19 protein-coding genes are annotated in these 18,263 nt (G+C 70.0%); 11 read left to right on the forward strand and 8 right to left on the reverse strand.

What is annotated here, in order from left to right; translation table 11 throughout:
* Positions 1 to 16 precede the first annotated feature (16 nt).
* Positions 17 to 1,204, forward strand: coding sequence for a sensor histidine kinase (locus ACFQ6X_RS32435; RefSeq protein ID WP_383186821.1), 1,188 nt, complete (start codon positions 17 to 19; stop codon positions 1,202 to 1,204).
* A 19-nt stretch (positions 1,205 to 1,223) separates the two neighbouring features.
* On the opposite strand, the gene ACFQ6X_RS32440 is transcribed toward ACFQ6X_RS32435, so the two are convergent.
* The gene (locus tag ACFQ6X_RS32440; RefSeq protein WP_383186823.1) at positions 1,224 to 1,736 is read right to left on the reverse strand and encodes a hypothetical protein; all 513 of its coding nucleotides are present in this window, start codon (positions 1,734 to 1,736) and stop codon (positions 1,224 to 1,226) included.
* A gap of 111 nt (positions 1,737 to 1,847) precedes the next feature.
* Here ACFQ6X_RS32440 and ACFQ6X_RS32445 point away from each other — a divergent pair, with 111 nt between their 5' ends.
* Positions 1,848 to 2,045, forward strand: a complete 198-nt coding sequence (locus ACFQ6X_RS32445; RefSeq protein WP_383186825.1) for a zf-HC2 domain-containing protein — start codon at positions 1,848 to 1,850, stop codon at positions 2,043 to 2,045.
* On the opposite strand, the gene ACFQ6X_RS32450 is transcribed toward ACFQ6X_RS32445, so the two are convergent.
* Complete coding sequence (locus tag ACFQ6X_RS32450) at positions 1,979 to 2,548, reverse strand: sigma-70 family RNA polymerase sigma factor (RefSeq protein WP_329205034.1); 570 nt, start codon at positions 2,546 to 2,548, stop codon at positions 1,979 to 1,981. The genes ACFQ6X_RS32445 and ACFQ6X_RS32450 overlap by 67 nt on opposite strands.
* Before the next feature lie 257 nt (positions 2,549 to 2,805).
* On the opposite strand from ACFQ6X_RS32450, the gene ACFQ6X_RS32455 reads away from it, so the two are divergent.
* Complete coding sequence (locus ACFQ6X_RS32455; RefSeq protein ID WP_383186827.1) at positions 2,806 to 4,017, forward strand: CapA family protein; 1,212 nt, start codon at positions 2,806 to 2,808, stop codon at positions 4,015 to 4,017.
* 97 nt (positions 4,018 to 4,114) lie between these two features.
* On the opposite strand, the gene ACFQ6X_RS32460 is transcribed toward ACFQ6X_RS32455, so the two are convergent.
* Complete coding sequence (locus ACFQ6X_RS32460) at positions 4,115 to 4,576, reverse strand: universal stress protein (protein WP_329205030.1); 462 nt, start codon at positions 4,574 to 4,576, stop codon at positions 4,115 to 4,117.
* 165 nt (positions 4,577 to 4,741) lie between these two features.
* Here ACFQ6X_RS32460 and ACFQ6X_RS32465 point away from each other — a divergent pair, with 165 nt between their 5' ends.
* Positions 4,742 to 5,587 (forward strand): polysaccharide deacetylase family protein, encoded by an 846-nt coding sequence (locus ACFQ6X_RS32465; protein WP_383186829.1) that lies wholly within the window; start codon positions 4,742 to 4,744, stop codon positions 5,585 to 5,587.
* A gap of 27 nt (positions 5,588 to 5,614) precedes the next feature.
* Here ACFQ6X_RS32465 and ACFQ6X_RS32470 read toward each other — a convergent pair whose 3' ends face one another.
* Complete coding sequence (locus ACFQ6X_RS32470; protein ID WP_383186831.1) at positions 5,615 to 6,277, reverse strand: class F sortase; 663 nt, start codon at positions 6,275 to 6,277, stop codon at positions 5,615 to 5,617.
* 313 nt (positions 6,278 to 6,590) lie between these two features.
* On the opposite strand from ACFQ6X_RS32470, the gene ACFQ6X_RS32475 reads away from it, so the two are divergent.
* Entirely contained in the window at positions 6,591 to 7,223 is a 633-nt protein-coding gene (locus tag ACFQ6X_RS32475; protein WP_383186833.1) for a hypothetical protein, read from the forward strand.
* A 98-nt stretch (positions 7,224 to 7,321) separates the two neighbouring features.
* On the opposite strand, the gene ACFQ6X_RS32480 is transcribed toward ACFQ6X_RS32475, so the two are convergent.
* From ACFQ6X_RS32480 to ACFQ6X_RS32490, 3 genes are all read right to left on the reverse strand, one after another.
* Positions 7,322 to 7,867 carry a hypothetical protein gene (locus ACFQ6X_RS32480; RefSeq protein WP_383186835.1) on the reverse strand — a complete coding sequence of 182 codons (546 nt, stop codon included), beginning with the start codon at positions 7,865 to 7,867 and terminating at the stop codon, positions 7,322 to 7,324.
* Positions 7,868 to 8,031: 164 nt separating this feature from the next.
* Complete coding sequence (locus ACFQ6X_RS32485) at positions 8,032 to 8,799, reverse strand: DUF4239 domain-containing protein (protein ID WP_383186837.1); 768 nt, start codon at positions 8,797 to 8,799, stop codon at positions 8,032 to 8,034.
* A gap of 50 nt (positions 8,800 to 8,849) precedes the next feature.
* Positions 8,850 to 9,356: a hypothetical protein gene (locus ACFQ6X_RS32490; protein WP_383186839.1), complete on the reverse strand. Its 507-nt coding sequence runs from the start codon at positions 9,354 to 9,356 to the stop codon at positions 8,850 to 8,852.
* A 206-nt stretch (positions 9,357 to 9,562) separates the two neighbouring features.
* On the opposite strand from ACFQ6X_RS32490, the gene ACFQ6X_RS32495 reads away from it, so the two are divergent.
* The 3 genes from ACFQ6X_RS32495 to ACFQ6X_RS32505 all read left to right on the forward strand — a co-directional run bounded on the left by ACFQ6X_RS32495 (position 9,563) and on the right by ACFQ6X_RS32505 (position 13,718).
* Positions 9,563 to 10,525 (forward strand): SCO0930 family lipoprotein, encoded by a 963-nt coding sequence (locus ACFQ6X_RS32495; protein WP_383186841.1) that lies wholly within the window; start codon positions 9,563 to 9,565, stop codon positions 10,523 to 10,525.
* A 203-nt stretch (positions 10,526 to 10,728) separates the two neighbouring features.
* Positions 10,729 to 11,547 (forward strand): SAM-dependent methyltransferase, encoded by an 819-nt coding sequence (locus ACFQ6X_RS32500; protein ID WP_383186843.1) that lies wholly within the window; start codon positions 10,729 to 10,731, stop codon positions 11,545 to 11,547.
* Positions 11,544 to 13,718: a putative bifunctional diguanylate cyclase/phosphodiesterase gene (locus ACFQ6X_RS32505; protein WP_383186844.1), complete on the forward strand. Its 2,175-nt coding sequence runs from the start codon at positions 11,544 to 11,546 to the stop codon at positions 13,716 to 13,718. The genes ACFQ6X_RS32500 and ACFQ6X_RS32505 overlap by 4 nt, the downstream gene beginning before the upstream one ends.
* Before the next feature lie 44 nt (positions 13,719 to 13,762).
* On the opposite strand, the gene ACFQ6X_RS32510 is transcribed toward ACFQ6X_RS32505, so the two are convergent.
* Entirely contained in the window at positions 13,763 to 14,719 is a 957-nt protein-coding gene (locus ACFQ6X_RS32510; RefSeq protein WP_383186846.1) for a LysR family transcriptional regulator, read from the reverse strand.
* Between the two features lie 96 nt (positions 14,720 to 14,815).
* Here ACFQ6X_RS32510 and ACFQ6X_RS32515 point away from each other — a divergent pair, with 96 nt between their 5' ends.
* Genes ACFQ6X_RS32515 through ACFQ6X_RS32525 form a run of 3 tightly spaced genes read left to right on the forward strand, consistent with a single transcriptional unit; the run spans position 14,816 to position 18,217 of the window.
* Entirely contained in the window at positions 14,816 to 15,523 is a 708-nt protein-coding gene (locus ACFQ6X_RS32515) for a succinate dehydrogenase (RefSeq protein WP_383186848.1), read from the forward strand.
* Between the two features lies 1 nt (position 15,524).
* The gene (locus ACFQ6X_RS32520; RefSeq protein WP_383186850.1) at positions 15,525 to 17,474 is read left to right on the forward strand and encodes a fumarate reductase/succinate dehydrogenase flavoprotein subunit; all 1,950 of its coding nucleotides are present in this window, start codon (positions 15,525 to 15,527) and stop codon (positions 17,472 to 17,474) included.
* The gene (locus ACFQ6X_RS32525; RefSeq protein ID WP_383186852.1) at positions 17,471 to 18,217 is read left to right on the forward strand and encodes a succinate dehydrogenase/fumarate reductase iron-sulfur subunit; all 747 of its coding nucleotides are present in this window, start codon (positions 17,471 to 17,473) and stop codon (positions 18,215 to 18,217) included. Before ACFQ6X_RS32520 ends, ACFQ6X_RS32525 begins: the two co-directional genes overlap by 4 nt.
* The last annotated feature ends 46 nt before the right edge of the window (positions 18,218 to 18,263 follow it).

Raw genomic sequence — 18,263 nt, forward strand, 5'->3', positions numbered from 1 at the left:
CCTGCAAGGAGAACCGGTGACCGGAGCCGGAATCGCCGTCATAGCCGTACTCACCCTGCTGCTCTTCGGTACGGGCTTCCTCCTCGGACGCACCGCACGGCCCGTGCGCACCAGCGACGTGGGTACCCCCGTCGAGCACGCCACCTTCGAGACCCTGCACACCGCTTCCCTCGCCGCGCCGCCCCTGCGCGCCGGACTCACCGAGGAGAGCGCCCGCCGATCGGCACGCCGGCTGCGCTCGCTGCTGGGCACCGACGCCCTCTGCCTCACCGACCGGGACCGGGTGCTCGTGTGGGACGGCGAGGGGGACCACCACGGCAAGGACGTGATGCACCACGTCCAGGAGCTCCTCGCCAGCGGCCGGGACACCGCGTTCCACAGCGACTGCGGCGACCTCGACTGCCCGCTCCGCTGGGCCGTCGCCGTTCCGCTGACCGTCGACCACCGGGTGCTCGGCACGCTCGTCGCCTATGCGCCCCGCGAATCCGCCGTCCTGGCGAGGGCCGCGGGAGAAGTCGCCCGCTGGGTCTGCGTACAGCTGGAACTCGCCGAGCTCGACCGCTCCCGCACGCAGCTGATAGAGGCCGAGATCAAGGCGCTCCGGGCACAGATCTCCCCGCACTTCATCTTCAACTCGCTCGCGGCGATCGCCTCGTTCGTCCGCACCGACCCCGAGCAGGCACGCGAACTGCTGCTTGAGTTCGCCGACTTCACCCGCTACTCCTTCCGCAGGCACGGCGAGTTCACCACCCTGGCCGACGAACTGCACTCCATCGACCAGTACTTGGCGCTGGTGCGGGCGCGCTTCGGGGACCGGCTCTCGGTGACCCTCCAGGTCGCCCCGGAGGTGCTGCCCGTCGCCCTGCCGTTCCTCTGCCTCCAGCCGCTGGTCGAGAACGCCGTCAAGCACGGCCTGGAGGGCGCCGTCACGCGGAGCCGCATCACGATCAGCGCGCTGGACGCGGGCGCCGAGGCGGAAGTGGTCATCGAGGACGACGGCATCGGCATGGAGCCGGACCGGCTGCGGCAGATCCTGCGCGGCGAGGGCGGTACGTCCACCGGGATCGGGCTGCTCAACGTCGACGAAAGGCTGCGGCAGGTGTACGGCGACGCATACGGGCTGGTCATCGAGACCGGGGTGGGCGCAGGCATGAAGATCACCCTGCGGCTGCCCAAGTACCGTGCGGGAGTCCACGGTTCATGACGGCCGGCGGTGCGGCCGCTCAGTAGAGGTGGATCGCCAGATGCCCGAGCGGCAGTCCGAGCTGCCACGCGGGAGTCCACACCTGCGCCTCACGCTCCTCCTGGCTCCCCGTCGGCTCCCAGGGCGGCGGCGGTCCGATCGCGTCCAGGTCCGCCGCCAGGAGTTCGGTCTCCTCCAGCCAGCGCCAGGCCGCACGCGCGAGCGCGAGGTCGGGGTCCGCCGGTGAACCCTCGGCGGCCGGGCGCTCCTGGGCGTCCAGCCGTGCGCACACCCACCGTCTCCAGGGTGCTCCGTACGCGGTGAGCAGCCGCAGCTCGTCCACCCGGGCCGCGGGCAGTGCGTCGGCCACCGCACCCTCGGAGAGGAAGATCGTCAGGGCGAGGGCATCACGGCCCGCCCGGTACTCCAGAGTCGTCGGCTCCATCAGGTCGCCGGTCACCAGCAGTTCGTCCGCGATGTACTCGGCGTACATCCAGTCCATCGGGACCAGCAGCCCGCCCCCACTGGTTCCATCGTGCCGTTCGGGACGCATCCCGTCTCGCCTCTTTCTTCGACTCGGTACCGGGCTTCACGCAGCATTGAACCGGGGGCGCGTGCCCCGCGTGGGCAGAAGGGCAGGATCCGTCGGGAGATACGAGGTGCGATGACCGCCGAACGCGGCGACGACCCGCATGTGCGGGAGCTGCTGGGTGCGTATGTGCTCGACGCGCTGGCCGCCGACGAGAGCGGTCCGGTCGCCGGGCACCTCCAGCGGTGCGACGCGTGCGCCGCCGCCTATGTGGAGGTCGCGGACACGGTGTCCCTGCTCGCGCTGCTCAGCGAGGACGACCTGCTGGAGTAGCCGGGAAGATTGCGGGACAGCAGCCGCAGCGCGTAGTACGAGCGGGACTTGACGGTGCCCGCCGGTATGCCGAGCGCCTGCGCCGTCTCGCCCACGCTCAGCCCGCGGAAGTAGATCTGCACGAGCACCGCGCGGTGCTCGGGGCTGAGCGTCCTGACCGCCTCGCGCACATCGAGCGCGCGGACCGCCGAGTCCGCGGTGTTCTCCCGGGCGGGGGCGCTCTCCAGGACCACGTCGCTGACCTCGGCGGGCCGGGCCTGGCGGGACCTGCGTGCGTCGATGGCCAGACGCCGGGCGACGGTGAAGAGCCAGGGGCGCATCGAGTCGTACGGGGCGTCGAACGCCTCCGGATGCTGCCAGGCGCGGACCAGCGTCTCCTGCAGCAGGTCCTCCGCGCGCTGCCGGTCGCCGAACGTCAGCCCGAGCAGGAAATGGAACAGAGCCGGCCCGTGTTCCCGCTGCAGCTCCGCGAGGGTCCGCTCATCGGTTGTCGCCGTGGTCATCGTGAACGTCCTTTCCCGAAGAGGCCCCTGCCGCCTCGCTCCCGCCTGGCGTATACGAACGCATCCCGGCCCGGGGGAACAGGCAGCGCACCGAGATGTGCGCCGAGCGGTCGCACGGAGCGGCGAGTGGTGCGGTGAACGGTCGGCAGGCGGCGATACGGCCGATTCAGGTACTTCACCACCTATGTCCTTGACTCGCCAGTATGAATATATGTGTATTCGGATGGCCGAAATCATCCGAACTGGGAGTCGTGCCGATGACGAAGCGCATCCGACAAGGCGCGGTGATCGCCGTCGCGGGACTGCTCGCCGCCGCGACGGCCTGTACCGGCCAGCAGTCCACACCCCCAGGTTTCGCCGGACGCCAACTGTCCGCGGACAGGGGCGGCAGCGGGGCGGGCGGCGGGGGAGCGGACAGCGCGCGCACCTTCACGCTCCTGGCCTCGGGCGACATCCTGCCCCACTCCTCCGTCATCGACCGGGCCGCGGCCGACGCGGGCGGCCGGGGCTACGACTTCCGCCCGATGCTCAAGGGCTCCGTCCCCGCTGTCTCAGGTGCGGATCTGGCCATCTGTCACATGGAGACGGTGTACGGGCCGGACGGCGGCCCCTACACGGGCTACCCCACCTTCAAGTCGCCGCCCGAAGTGGCACAGGCGCTGCGTTCCACCGGATACGACTCCTGCTCCACGGCCTCCAACCACACCCTCGACGACGGAGCGCCGGGGATCGGGCGCACCCTCGACGCCCTGGACAAGGCCGGCATCGCGCACGCCGGATCCGCCCGTTCCTCGGCCGAGGCGGGCCGTCCCACCCTGTTGAAGGCCGGTCGTGGCAAGCGGGCCGCGAAGGTCGCGCACCTCGCGTACACCTACGGAACCAACGACATTCCGCTGCCCGCGGGCCAGCCCTGGGCGGTCAACCTGATCGACCGTGACCGGATCGTCGCGGACGCCAGGGCGGCCCGCCGTGCCGGCGCCGACGTCGTGGTCCTCTCCCTGCACTGGGGTACGGAGTGGCAGGACGACCCCGACGAGGACCAGCTCGCGCTGGGCCGCGCACTCACCGCCTCCGTGACCGGCGGCCGCCCCGACATCGACCTGATTCTCGGCACCCACGCCCATGTCCCGCAGGCGTACGAGAAGGTCAACGGCACCTGGATCGTCTACGGCATGGGCGACCACATCTCCGGTGCGATGGTCAACCACGAGGGCGCCGAGGATCCACGCGGCAACGAGAGCTCGATGGGCCGCTTCACCTTCGCGCCGCCCGGGAAACCCGGGGAGCGCTGGACAGTCAGCAAGGCCGAATTCATCCCCCACCGGTTCGATCCCGTCACCGGGCGCGCGTGGAACCTCGACGCGGCCGTGGAGGGCGGAGCGGACCACCGGTGGGAGGCCCGCGACCGGATTCGCGACGTCGTCCTCAGCCGGGGCGCCGGCCAGGACGGACTGGTGATGGGGAAGTAGCCCCCCGCGGCGTCAGGCGTCAGGCGTCAGGGCGTCAGGCGCCATGGCGTCAAGGTGCCAAGGCGTCGAGAGGCGAGGTGGATACGGGACCGCGGCTCTACGGGACGACCGTGACCGGCCAGCGCCCGGCCTTCACCAGCCGGACCGCCACCGATCCCACGAACCGGTGCCCGGCCGACTCCGACGCACCGACCACCACGGCGTCCGCCTTCAGCTCGTCGGCCGCGGTCACGAGCCCGTTGTACGGATCGCCGCGGAAGGTGTGGAACTCCCAGCGGACATTCCATATGTCCTTGAGCCGCTCGGTCGCCGTCCGGATCTCGCTCACCAGCTCCTCGGCGATCTCCTCCGTCGCCCCGGAGACCGGGACCCCCAGCGCCGCCCCGGCCGGGATCACCGGCTGGACGTAGACAAGGGCGAGCATGGCGTTCTGACGGCGTGCGAGGCCGGCGGCGTAGGCCGCGGCCCGCATCGAGGAGTCGGACCCGTCGATGCCCGCGACGATCACCTTGGGGCCGTCCGTGCCGCGTTCGAACCGGTCGTGTCGCTGGTCTGTCACGGCAGTGAGGTTATCCGCACGCCGGCAGCGAGCCCGACCCGGCCACCACGCAGACCGGAATGTCACCGTCCGCCCCCGTCGGCGCACTCCCTCCATCGGGTGCACATTGGCGCGCACCTGGTGTCGCCGACGGGTCCGGGCCGTACGGCGTGCGAGCAGTTGGCCATGAAACATGATCAGATTCCGGCGGGACGCCGCACACTCCTGCGCCTCGCCCTCGGACTCGGGACCGCCACCGCCGTACACATGATCGCCGCGGACCCGGCGGGCACGCCCCCGCGTCCCGGCGGAGAGCCGCCCAAGGGGACCTCCGGCCCGCCGGGGAGCGCGCGGACGCCCCCGGCCGGGTACCGCCTGCGGCCCATGACCTCCCACGCCCCGCCCCGGTTCCGGCCCGAAGCGCCACCGGTGCGCACCCGGCCGTTCGAGGAGCTGCCTGACCTGGGGCACGACGCCATGGTCCTCAGCTTCGACGACGGCCCGGACCCCTCGTACACACCGGACATCCTGGCCACCCTGCGCAGGTACGGGGTCCGGGCGATGTTCTTCGTCTGCGGGGAGATGGCGGAGGGCAACCAGGACCTGCTGCGTGAGATGGCGGCGGACGGGCACGTGGTCGGCAACCACTCCTGGTCGCACCCCCTGATCCCGGCGCTCTCCCGGCGCGCGATCGTTGCCGAGCTCGGCAGGACCAGCGACGTGATCGAGAAGACGCTGGGGGCCGCGCCGCTCTGGTACCGGGCCCCGTACGGCGCCTGGAACCGCAACTCCTTCGAGATCGGCGCCTCGATGGGCATGGAGCCGATGGCCTGGACCGTCGACTCGCTGGACTGGACCACACCGGGAACGTCCACCATCGTGCGCCGGATCCGGAAGGGCGCGGCACCGGGCGTCGTGGTGCTGTCGCACGACGCGGGCGGCGACCGGTCGCAGAGCGTCGCCGCCCTGCGCCGGTATCTGCCCGCGCTGATCGAGGACGGCTACCGCCTGACCGTCCCGCACCGCACCTGACGGCTGCGGCGCGCGCCTTCCCGGCGGCTAGCGCGTCTCGACGAGCCGGGCGAAGACGACCACGTTCCCGTCGTATCCACCGGCCTTCGAATAGCCGCCGCCGCACGTGATGACCCGGAGCTCGGAGTACCCGGTGTCGCCGTAGACCCGGGCTCCGGGGAAGTCGTTCTTGGAGAACACCTCGACCCCGTAGACCTCGAACACCGCGACCCGGTCGTCGTAGCGGGCCACTTCGACGCGCTGGCCCTTCTGGAGGGAGCCCAGACCGTAGAAGACCGCGGGGCCCGACAGGTTGTCCACGTGGCCGACCACGACGGCCGTACCGCGCTGCCCCGGTGCGATGCCGTTCTGGTACCAGCCCGCGAGGTTCGGGTCCTGCGGGGGCGGTGCCTCGATCCAGCCGGCCGGATCCAGGTTCACGTCGATCACAGGGGCGTCGACCTGGATCGACGGGATCTGTACCCGGGCGGCGGGCGCGTACGGCAGCGGCTGTACCGGTTCGCCCTCGACCGGTGCGGCGGCCGCCACGTCCCGGGGGCCCGCCACGGAGGCGGCGGCGGCGGGCTGCGGTGGTCCGGGGGAGGTCTCGACGCCATTACGCATGAGGGCGAGCCCGGTGAGCATCACCAGGGCGATCGCGCCCCAAGGTGTGCGTCTGCTCCGCTCGGCGCCCCAGTGGTCCCGGCCCATGGTTCTCCCTTCGTCGCGACACCGCGAACGCTAGGCGCGGGGAGGTGCGGCGGCGATCAGGGAAGAGCGAACGGGTGGCGGCCACCGGGGCGCCCTCTACTTCGGAGTAATGAGCAGATAAAACTTCTGACGGTCCGTGACCTGCGGCTCCGTCAGATTACGGACCCGATGCACGGCGTGTCGGCTCACCGAGGTGGAGCAGTGCCGAAGTGCAACACTTGCGGTATCTGGTGAGGGTTCGTCATGGGACGCGTTCTCGTCGATTCATCCCGGGGAACAGGACTCCGGGGCGCTTCCCGCTGGAGGTTCAAAGATGCGTGCTTCACGCACTCTCGCGGTGACCGCGACCGCATTCGCGGCGGTCGGGCTCGCTGCTCCGATGGCGATCGCCGGCGGCGGCCCGGGCAGCAACCCGAACACCGCCCCGACCAATGTCACCGTCAACCCGTCCTCCGTCCACCAGGGCGCCACCCTGCAGGTCAGTGCAGAGGGGTGCGGCCGTGCCGGCGGCAAGGTGTGGTCGAACGCCTTCCCGACGGTGAACCTCTCGCCGGGGCGGGTCGGCTACGCCACCCCCCGCATCCGGGACAACGCGACGCCCGGGCAGTACAGCCTGTCCGTGAAGTGCAACGAGAGCAACAACAACTTCGGCAACGGCACCGGCGGTAACGGTGGCGACGGCGGCCAGGGCGGCGACGGCGGCCAGGCTGGTCAGGGCGGCCAGGGTGGCAACGGCGATGAGCGCGGTGGCCGTGGCGACAACGACGCGTCCGTCGCGACGGCACGCTTCACCGTGCTCCCCAGCCGGGGTGCGCAGGGCGGTCTCGGTGGCTCCATGGGGCCGAGCTCGGTCGAGATGCAGATCGGAGGCGGTCTTGTCGCCGCGGCAGCTGTCGGCGGTGCCGTCTTCATTGTTCGCCGCCGGATGAGCAATGCGGCAATGTAAGGCGTCGAACCTCCCGCCCGGCCCGATACGCCCGTCGCCCCGAGTCCTGGACCAGGACCCGGGGCGACTGTCGTGTGCTGTGAAGTTGTGTGGAACCGTCAGTGCTGACGGCCGGTGCGCCGCTTGCGCAGGACGTACGCGGTACCGGCTGCGGCGACCGTCACCAATGCGGCCCCGGCTGCGATCTCGCCGGGGTCCATGGTGTCGACACTGCCGCCGAGCCCGCCCAGTACCCCGCTGGGAGACGCGGTGGAGCTGGTGGTGGGAGCGGTGGTGGGGGTGTTCGTGGGCGTACTCGTGGCACCGCTCGTGATGGACAGGTCGGCCGTCCGCGTCGAGGTGCCGCAGCGGAAGGTCACCTCGTAGACAGCCCCGCGCCTGGCGTCCCAGTCGACCGTGACGGTGGCCGACCTGCCTCGCGGGATCGTGGTCGTGTCGAACACACCCGAGAAGGCGGTCGCGTCACTGGTGCACCCCATCGCGCCGAGGGTGACCTGGCCCCCCGGCGCGACCGTCGACGGAGTGATGGTCGGCGTGAACGAGGACGTGTTACCTGTGAGCACGTGGGCCGACGCGGCCGGTGCCAGCAGGAAACAGGCGGCCGCGCCCAGTAGGGCGGCGGGTGCGACACGTATCGCGCGCATGGTGGATCCTCCGGGTCCCCGAGGAGCAGCTGCGGAACGGATTTCCGCAAGGGATGGGAAATGCACCTCGATGCCCGAACGCTAGAAGTGGTACATATCACCCGCGATCGGGGTCAGGCGAATGGGGCAGCCTTGTCCCCCGGCCGGCGCACCCGCCGGCTGCCCTATCCGCCCGTGGCGTGCGGGAACAGATCGACGAACGGGGCGGTCGTGGCCGAGATGCCCCGGCCGAAGGGGGCGTCGAAATCCCAGATCAAGAAGAGCAGGAAGGCGATCAGGACGCTGAAGAGGCCGGCGAGCAGCAGTTCGCGGAACGTTCTGCGGATCTGGAGTGTGAAGATCAGCCCGACCGTCACCAGCGCCCCGGTGATCAGGCCGAACCATACGACCCCCGGCATGGTCGCACCGGCGTTCTGGCCCCGGGAGCCCCGTGCGTCGTCGACCGCGGCCACCTGGTCCACCAGCGGCTGGTACGCCTGCCCCTCGTGGTCCGTACGGGGCTTGTACTCCGTGACGTCGGCCCGCAGCCGGTCCAGGAGCCGTGTCCCCTCCTCGGTGAGGCTGCTGTGCTCCGTCATCGCCCTCCACTCCTCGTCGACGACGAACGAGACGTAGGCGTCGACATCGCTGCGGATCCGGTCGCGCACCTCGACCGGGTACACCGCTGCCCGCGCGCTGACCTCATGCAGCGCCTGGGCCTCCAGGCGTACCGATTCCTGGGCGGCGCTGCGGCCCTCCCAGACGCCCGCGATGGCGAGGCCGAGCACGATCGCGTACACCACGCCGATCATCATCGTCATGTACTCGATGACGTCGGGCGTCTCGGACGGGTCGTCGTCCTCGCCGATGCGGCGGTTGTTGAGGACGGCGATGGTCAGGACGACGGCGCAGGCCGAGGCCATGGCAATGGTCAGAACAAGCCATTCCGACATGGGCTTCCTTCATCGGTCTTCATCGGTCTTCATCGGGGATCGGTCATCGGTCATCGGGACGAACGGGGCCGCAGTACGGCCACCGCGAAGACGGCTGGAGCGGTGATCACCAGGGTGAGCGAGACCAGCGAAGGGCCGGCCCGGGGCTTCTTGCGGGGCGGTTTGCGGTAGGCGGGGAGTGCCACGGGCCTGGGTGCGGGCGGCGTGGGACGTGCCGTGGGAGACGGCGGCGGCGGCGCGGGTTCCGGTTCCGGTTCGGGCGGCGCGGGGGCCGGAGGGGGCGGTGGCGGCGGTGGGGGTGGCGGTGGCGGCGGGGGCGGTGGCGGCGGTGGGGGTGGCGGTGCGGGCGGTGGAGGCGGCGGCGGTGGCGGGGCCGGCTCGGGCTCGGCGACGACTGCCTTGCACTGCCCGTCCCCCGACACGGCGACGGACGAACTGCCGTCCCCCTGGCCGATGGAGGCCACCGCGCAGTTGTCACCGGCCGCGGGCACCGGGACGGCGAGCAGCCAGAGCAGGGAGGTGGCGGCTATGAGCCGCACGATGCGTGATCCGTACACGCCGGGGATCATGTTCCCCGCCGCCCTGCGGCACGCGGAGCGGGAAGTCGATTCGCCTGATGGTGGGGACATTCGTCGATTCGCGTTTGCGGCCGGAGAAACTTTTTCGGTGACCCGTTGAACAGAGGGGGACCACCCGCCCGTACCTAGGGCCATGAACGACGCGGACTCGCGTCGCAACCGGCAGAAGGACAACGGGAGTCGACATGAATACCTGGCGGAACGCCTCGCTCGCGGTGACGACGGTGGCCCTGTTGGCGCTGACGACGGCGTGCGGTCAGGAGAAGGGCACCGCGTCCCCCAACGGCCAGGCCGTGGGCAACGCGGCCCCCGCGCAGCAGCCGGCCGACAGCGGATACGGCTCGGACGGGGGCTATGGCTCCGACACGGGTGCTGACGCAGCGGCACCGAAGGCCGCCGGGCAGCTCGCGGTGTGGGACAGCAAGGAACTGGGCAAGGTGCTGACCGACAGCGCGGGCTTCACGCTCTACCGCTTCGACAAGGACACCGCGAGCCCACCGAAGTCGAATTGCGAGGGCGACTGTGCGAAGACCTGGCCGGTGGTGCCCGCCGGTGACGCCACGGCCGCCGCGGGGACCGATGCCGAACTGATGGGTGAGGTCACACGGGCCGACGGCACCAAGCAGCTGACCATCGCCGGCTGGCCGATGTACCGGTACGCCAAGGACACCGGGCCCGGAGAAGCGAACGGGCAGGGCGTCGGAGGTACGTGGTTCGCCTCGGCTCCGGACGGGAAGAAGGCCGCGGTGAACGCGGATGGCCCCGCCGGTGCGGAACCCGCTGATCTCGCCGGACTTTCGGTCCGTAAGGACCCGAAACTCGGAGAGATCGTCGTCGACAAGCGAGGTATGACGGTTTACCGCTTCAAGAAGGACTCGGCATGGCCGATGAAGACGGCATGCACGGGAGAGTGCCTCAAGAAGTGGCCCGTCGTCAGTCCCGTGTCGAAAAATGATGTCGAGGGAGTCATCACCAAGGGATTCGTCACCTTCGACCGTCCCGACGGCATCAAGCAGCAGACCCTCGACTGCTGGCCGATCTACACTTTCGCCGGCGACCTCGAGCCCGGAGACACCAACGGCCAAGGCGTCGGGGGCACATGGTACGCGGTGGCGCCCAACTCAAAGCTCGTCGGCGCTCCCAAGTAGTACCGAAGAGGCCTTGCAGTGCCGGTCCGTCGCTGAGCGTTTACGCGCAGCGACGGACCGGTTGCACATGCCACTGGTGTGTGACCAATAACGGATCTCTAATTTCCGTTTCCACTCGCTCTCTTGGCGGTCGATCAGTAGCCTCTGGTCAACACTGACCATGAACATGGCCGGATCGCCGTGGCGACTTGTTGGAGACATCGATGGAGCGTCCCTCCTGGGCACCGCAGGGCATTGACATCTCGGTGCCGAGCGTGTCTCGCATGTACGACTTCTATCTGGGCGGTTCGCACAATTTCGAGGTGGACCGGGAAGCGGCCCGCAAGGCCATGGAGTTCATGCCGGGCCTTCCCAAGATCATGCAGGCGAATCGCGCCTTTATGCGCCGGGCCGTGCACTACGCCACCACTTCGGGTATCAGCCAGTTCCTGGACATCGGATCGGGCATACCGACGTTCGGCAACGTTCATGAAGTCGCCCAGGCGGCCGACCCGGAGGCCCGGATCGCGTACGTCGACCACGATCCGGTCGCGGTCGCACACAGCCAGGCGGTGCTGGAGGGCAACGAGCGGACCGTGGTCGCCTCCGCGGATCTGCGCAAGCCCGCCGAGATCCTGGAGAGCCCGGAGATCCGCGGACTGCTCGACTTCGACAAGCCGGTGGCCCTGCTGCTCGTGGCGGTGCTCCACTTCGTCGAGGACGCCGACTCCCCGTACGAGGCGGTCGCCGAGCTGCGCGAGTCGCTGGCGCCCGGCAGTCTGCTCGTCCTGACCCACGCCTCGTACGAGGGGATTCCGCTTTCCGAGGAGGACGCGGGCGGCACGGTCGGCGTCTACCGCAACATCCGCAATCCGCTGATCATGCGGTCCCGCGACGAGGTCAGCAGCTTCTTCGACGGATACGAGATGGTCGAGCCCGGACTCGTCTCGATGCCCGACTGGCGGCCCGAGAACCCCGAGGCGCGAGCGCAGGAAGACCCGTTCGCCTTCTCGGGCTTCGCCGGGGTTGGACGCAAGGCGTGAGCATCCCCGCCCAGGCGTCCGGCGCACCGGACGCGGAACCGGACGGCCCCGAGGGCCGGCTCCGGAGATTCGCCACCATCTGGAGCCGGGCGATCTTTCCGTCCACGGCCACCTCCATGACCCGCCCGGAGTTCGAGCAGCATCTGCTGCCGCTCGCCCGGGACCTCAGCGGAATCCTTCATGCACGGCCCTTCGACGCGGCCTCCGCACATCAGGTGGGGGCCGCGCTGGTTGCCGCCCACTGCACGGATCCCGACGCCCTCAGCTCCACACTCGGTGTCGTCGACTCGTACCTGGTGCTCTACTGCGGCAGCAACGGCCCCACGGAGCTGTCGACCGAGGACGGCCGGGCCCGCTGCGCGCGGATGCAGCACGCGCTCGCCGGCGGATTCACCCAGGCGCTGCGCGAGCGGACGCTCGCCGAGCAGGAGGCCATCGCCCGCTCGGCGCTCACGGCCCGTTCGCACGCGGAGCAGGCGCTGCACGCGACCGAGGCGCGGTTCCGCGCCGTGTTCAAGGACGCGGCCGTCGGGATCGGTATCGCCGACCTCGAAGGCAACATTCTGGAGATCAACGACACCCTCACCCGGATGTTCGGCGGCCTCGAGAACCACGTCCGCAGCCACAAGGTGAACGAGTGGGTCCACCCGGAGGACTCGCCTCAGGTGTGGAGGTACTACAACGAGCTGGTGCGCGGGGAACGTGAGCACTACCGCGTGGAGAAGGCCTACTACCGCAACGACGGCACCGTGCTGTGGACCAACCTCACGGTCTCGCTGCTGCGCGACTCGGAGGGCCGGCCGGAGTACCAGCTCGCCCTCATGGAGGACACCACCGAGCGGCGGCTGCTCAACCTGAGGCTGCGCTACGAGGCGACGCACGACGCGCTCACGGGGCTGCCCAACCGGACCCTGTTCTTCGAGCGTCTGGAGAAGGCACTCGCAGCCAAGGACGGCATGCGCTTCGGCTTGTGCTACCTCGACCTCGACGGGTTCAAGGCCATCAACGACAGCCTCGGCCACGCGGCGGGCGACCGGCTCCTGGTCGAGGTCGCCGACCGGCTGCAGAGCTGCGCGACGGCCCCGGGCGAGATGGTCGCGCGCCTCGGCGGGGACGAGTTCGTGGCCCTGACGACCGGTCCGCGCACCGAGGACGAGGTCGACGAGCTCGCCGGCCGGATCCTCTCGGCGCTCGCCACGCCCATCCGGCTCGACGGCCGGGAGCTGACGGTACGGGGGTCCATCGGCGTGGTCGAGGGACCGTCGGGCGAACGCACCGCCGCCGAGGTACTGCGCAGCGCCGACATCACCATGTACCGCGCCAAGTCGGCGGGCGGCAACCGCTTCGCGATCGCCGACGCCGAGGCCGACGCCCGTGCCATCACCCGGCACGGGCTGACGACGGCTCTGCCCGCGGCCCTGGACCGCGGCGAATTCTTCATCGAGTACCAGCCGTTGGTGCACCTGGGCGACGGCAGCGTGCACGGTGCGGAGGCGCTCGTGCGCTGGTGTCACCCGCAGCACGGTGTGCTGGGACCCGACCGGTTCATCCCGCTCGCCGAGCACACCGGGCTGATCGTGCCGCTCGGCCGCTGGGTGCTGGAGGAGTCCGTCCGCCAGGCCAAGTACTGGACGGAGCGGCACACCGACGGCGGGCCGCTCCGGATCAACGTCAACCTCTCGCCGACGCAGCTGCACCACCCGAGGCTGGTCGCCGAGACCGTCGACGTCCTGGAGCGCTCCGGACTGGAGCCGGGCGCGCTGTGCCTGGAGGTGACCGAGTCGGCGCTGATCGGTGCGGACGACGATCTGCTCAAGCCGCTGCGGCAGCTGGCGGAGATGGGCGTCGACATCGCCCTGGACGACTTCGGGACCGGCTACTCGAACCTTGCGAACCTGCGCCGTCTGCCCGTGAGCGTGCTGAAGCTGGATCGTTCGTTCACGCAGGGCATGCAGCACCATCCGGCCGACCCGGTCGACCTGAAGATCGTCGAGGGGATCGTCTCGCTCGCCCACAGCCTGGACCTCGCGGTCACGGTGGAGGGCGTGGAGACCGGAGCGCAGGCCGAGCAGCTGCGGCAGCTGGGCTGCGACACGGCTCAGGGCTGGTACTACGCGCGACCGGGGGCGCCGGACCGTATCCACTCCCTGCTGCTGGCGGACGCGGTCTGAGGTCTCCCGTCCTCAAACCCCGTACGCGGTCCGGCGGTTGATCCTCAACCGCCGGACGGGCCGGATCCGTCGGCGGTTGACGGCGCGGCGGGCCGTACCGCCGTGTCGGGCCCGTTCGTGGCCCTCGCCAGGAGCACCCGCTGCAGTTCACGCGCCGCCCGCGGCGGCGCGACGTCGCTGCGGTGCGCGAGCGCGATGGTGCGCCGCAGACCGGGCGGGGCCAGCGGTGTCGTCCGCAGGTCGCGGCCGGCCCGTACGGCGACCATCCGGGGGACCACCGCGATCCCGAGCCCCGCCCGTACGAAGCCCAGCACGGCGTCCATCTCGCCGCCCTCCACCGTGAACGACGGCTCGAAGCCCTCCGCGCGGCAGGCGGCCACCGTCAGCTCCCGCAGGTCGTAGCCGTGCCGGAACATCACCATCGGCTCGTCCGCGAGATCCGCGATGCGGACGCTCCCCTCGTGGCCGGGAGCCGGCCGGGCGGGCGACGACAGCACCACCAGGTCCTCCTGCAGCAGCTCCACCGTGGTCAGCGCGGGCGACGCGGCGGGCAGCGGCAGCACGAGGAACGCGAGGTCCAGCGCGCCCCGGGCAAGACCGCGTACGAGGTCGTGGGAGCCGCCCTCCTCGATCAGGAGCTGGACCCCCGGGTGCAGGTCGTGGAAGGCGCGGAGCATGTCGGGCAGCAGGCCCGTGCAGATGCTCGGGGTGGCGCCCAGCCTGATCCGCCCCCGGCGCAGCTGCACCAGCTCCTGCACCTCGTGCCGCGCCGTATCGGCGTCCGCCAGGATCCGGCGGGCCAGGGGCAGCAGGGCCTCGCCCGCGTCGGTGAGCGCGATGTTGCCCCGGGCGCGGCTGAACAGCTCGGCACCCAGCTCGTTCTCCAGCGCTTTGATCTGCTGCGAGAGCGAGGGCTGCGAGACGTGCACCTCCTCGGCGGCCCGGGTGAAGTGCTTCGCCTCGGCGACCGCCACGAAATAGGTGAGCTGCTGGAAGTGCATGGAACCGACGATAGCGGTCTACATAACGAATGTCTATGGACATGAGTAGTTTCATGTCTTGGACTGATGGTGCCCTTCGGTCCTAGCGTCGTGTCCATGGCATTGGCAACGCGGACGGACCGACGGCCGTCCATGACGCGTACGCTCTGGGACTCGTCCGTCGGCAAGAAGATGATCATGGCTGTGAGCGGCCTGATCATGCTCGGGTATCTGAGCGTCCACATGCTCGGCAACCTGAAGATCTTCTTCGGGTCCGACGAGTTCAACCACTACGCCCACTGGCTCCGGACCCTCGGCGAACCCTTCCTGCACTACGAGTGGGCCCTGTGGATCATCCGCGTGGTGCTCGTCGCGGCCGTCGTCCTGCACGCCGTCTCCGCGTACCAGCTGAGCCGCCGCGACATCAGGGCGCGCCCGAACGCGTACGTACACAAGAAGGCACGCGCGAGCTACGCCACCCGCACCATGCGCTGGGGCGGCATCATCCTGGCGCTGTTCATCGTCTGGCACATCCTCGACCTGACGACCGGCACCGTGCACACCGGCGGATTCCAGACCGGACACCCCTACCAGAACGTGCTCGACACCTTCTCCACCTGGTACGGCAACGTCATCTACATCGTCGCGGTGCTCGCCATGGGCCTCCACGTCCAGCACGGGTTCTGGAGCGCGGCGCAGACCCTCGGCGTGGGCAACGCGACCCGTGACCGGGTGCTGAAGTCCTTGGCCAACATCTTTGCCGTGGTGCTGACGGTGGGCTTCGTCTCCGTGCCCCTGGCCGTCATGACCGGAGTGGTGAGCTGACATGAGCGACTACACGAACTACGCGACCGGCGGCCCCGTCGTCGACACCAAGGCGCCCGAAGGCCCCGTCGCCGAGCGCTGGGACACCCGGCGCTTCCAGGCGAAACTGGTCAACCCCGCCAACCGCCGCAAGCACACCGTCATCGTCGTCGGCACGGGACTGGCCGGCGGCTCGGCAGGCGCGACCCTCGCCGAACAGGGCTACCACGTCGTCCAGTTCTGCTTCCAGGACTCACCGCGGCGCGCCCACTCCGTCGCCGCGCAGGGCGGTATCAACGCCGCGAAGAACTACCGCAACGACGGTGACTCCATCCACCGGCTCTTCTACGACACGGTCAAGGGCGGCGACTTCCGCGCCCGCGAGTCCAACGTCCACCGGCTCGCCCAGATCTCCGTCGAGATCATCGACCAGTGCGTCGCCCAGGGTGTGCCCTTCGCACGCGAGTACGGCGGCCTCCTCGACAACCGCTCCTTCGGCGGCGTCCAGGTCTCCCGCACCTTCTACGCCCGCGGCCAGACGGGACAGCAACTCCTCCTCGGGGCCTACCAGGCGCTGTCCCGCCAGATCGCCGCGGGCAACGTCGAACTGCACGCCCGTACCGAGATGCTCGACCTGATCGTCGTCGACGGGAAGGCCCGCGGCATCGTCGCCCGCGACCTGGTCACCGGGAAGATCGACACCTACTTCGCCGACGCGGTCGTGCTGGCCAGCGGCGGCTACGGCAATGTGTTCTACCTGTCGACGAACGCCATGAACTCCAACGCCACCGCCATCTGGCGCGCCCACCGGCGCGGCGCCTACTTCGCCAACCCGTGCTTCACCCAGATCCACCCCACCTGCATCCCGCGCACGGGCGACCACCAGTCCAAGCTGACGCTGATGAGCGAATCGCTGCGCAACGACGGGCGCATCTGGGTCCCCAAGGCCAAGGGCGACGACCGCCCCGCCAACCGGATCCCGGAGGACGAGCGGGACTACTACCTGGAGCGCATCTACCCGGCCTTCGGCAACCTCGTACCCCGCGACATCGCCTCACGCGCCGCGAAGAACGTCTGCGACGAGGGCCGTGGAGTCGGCCCCGGCGGGCAGGGTGTCTACCTCGACTTCGCCGAGGCCATCCAGCGGCTGGGCAGGGACAAGGTCGAGGAGAAGTACGGCAACCTCTTCGACATGTACGCGCAGATCACCGCGGAGAACCCGTACGAGACCCCGATGCGGATCTACCCTGCCGTGCACTACACGATGGGCGGGCTCTGGGTCGACTACGACCTGCAGACCACGATCCCCGGCCTCTTCGCGATCGGCGAGGCCAACTTCTCCGACCACGGGGCCAACCGGCTCGGGGCGTCCGCGCTGATGCAGGGCCTCGCCGACGGCTACTTCGTCCTGCCGTCGACCATCAACGACTACCTCGCCCGCCACCCGCACGCGGACGAGATCGACGCCGGCCACCCCGCGGTCACCGAAGCCGTCGCGGAGACCGAGGACCGGCTGAATCTGCTCCTCGCCGTCGACGGCGACCGCACCCCGGACTCCTTCCACCGGGAGATCGGCGAACTCATGTGGGAGTTCTGCGGCATGGCCCGCACCGAGGAGGGGCTGCGCAAGGCACTGGACCGGATCCCGGAGATCCGGGAGGAGTTCTGGCGCCGCATCAAGGTGCCGGGAACCGGCGAACAGTTCAACCAGTCGCTGGAGAAGGCCAACCGCGTCGTCGACTACCTGGAGCTCGCCGAGCTCATGTGCCTCGACGCCCTGCACCGCGCCGAATCCTGCGGCGGCCACTTCCGTGAGGAGTCGCAGACCCCGGACGGCGAAGCCGCCCGCCGGGACGAGGAGTTCTCCTACGCCGCCGCCTGGGAGTTCAAAGCCACCGGCGACGCCCCCGTCCTGCACAAGGAAGACCTCGTCTTCGAGTACGTCCACCCCACCCAGCGGAGCTACGCATGAAGCTCACCCTGCGCGTCTGGCGCCAGCAGAACGCCGAGGCGCCCGGCGCCATGGCCACCTACGAAGTCGACGGCATCTCGCAGGACATGTCGTTCCTGGAGATGCTCGACACCCTCAACGAGGAACTCATCCTCGCCGGGGACGAGCCCGTCGCCTTCGACCACGACTGCCGCGAAGGCATCTGCGGCGCGTGCAGCCTCGTCATCAACGGCGACGCGCACGGCCCGGAACGCACCACCACCTGCCAGCTCCACATGCGTTCCTTCCAGGACGGCGACACGATCGACGTCGAGCCGTGGCGCGCCTCCGCCTTCCCGGTCGTCAAGGACCTGGTCGTGGACCGTTCGGCCTTCGACCGCATCATCCAGTCCGGCGGATACATCTCCGCCCCGACCGGCACGGCGCCCGACGCGCACGCCACCCCCGTGCCCAAGCCGGATGCCGACTTCGCCTTCGAGCACGCCGAGTGCATCGGCTGCGGGGCCTGCGTCGCGGCCTGCCCCAACGGATCCGCGATGCTCTTCACCTCGGCGAAGATCAACCACCTCAACGTGCTCCCGCAGGGAGCACCCGAACGCGAGACCCGGGTTCTCGACATGGTCGCCACCATGGACGAGGAGGGCTTCGGCGGCTGCACCCTGACCGGCGAGTGCGCCACGGCATGCCCCAAGGGCATTCCCCTGCCCTCGATCGCGGCCATGAACAAGGAGTGGCTGCGGGCCACCCGCAAGGTGCGCCGCTGACCCGGTACACAGCTCTGCCGGTGGTCCTCCCCGTCGCTGTCGGACA

Source organism: Streptomyces sp. NPDC056452 (assembly GCF_042796085.1).
GTDB lineage: Bacteria > Actinomycetota > Actinomycetes > Streptomycetales > Streptomycetaceae > Streptomyces.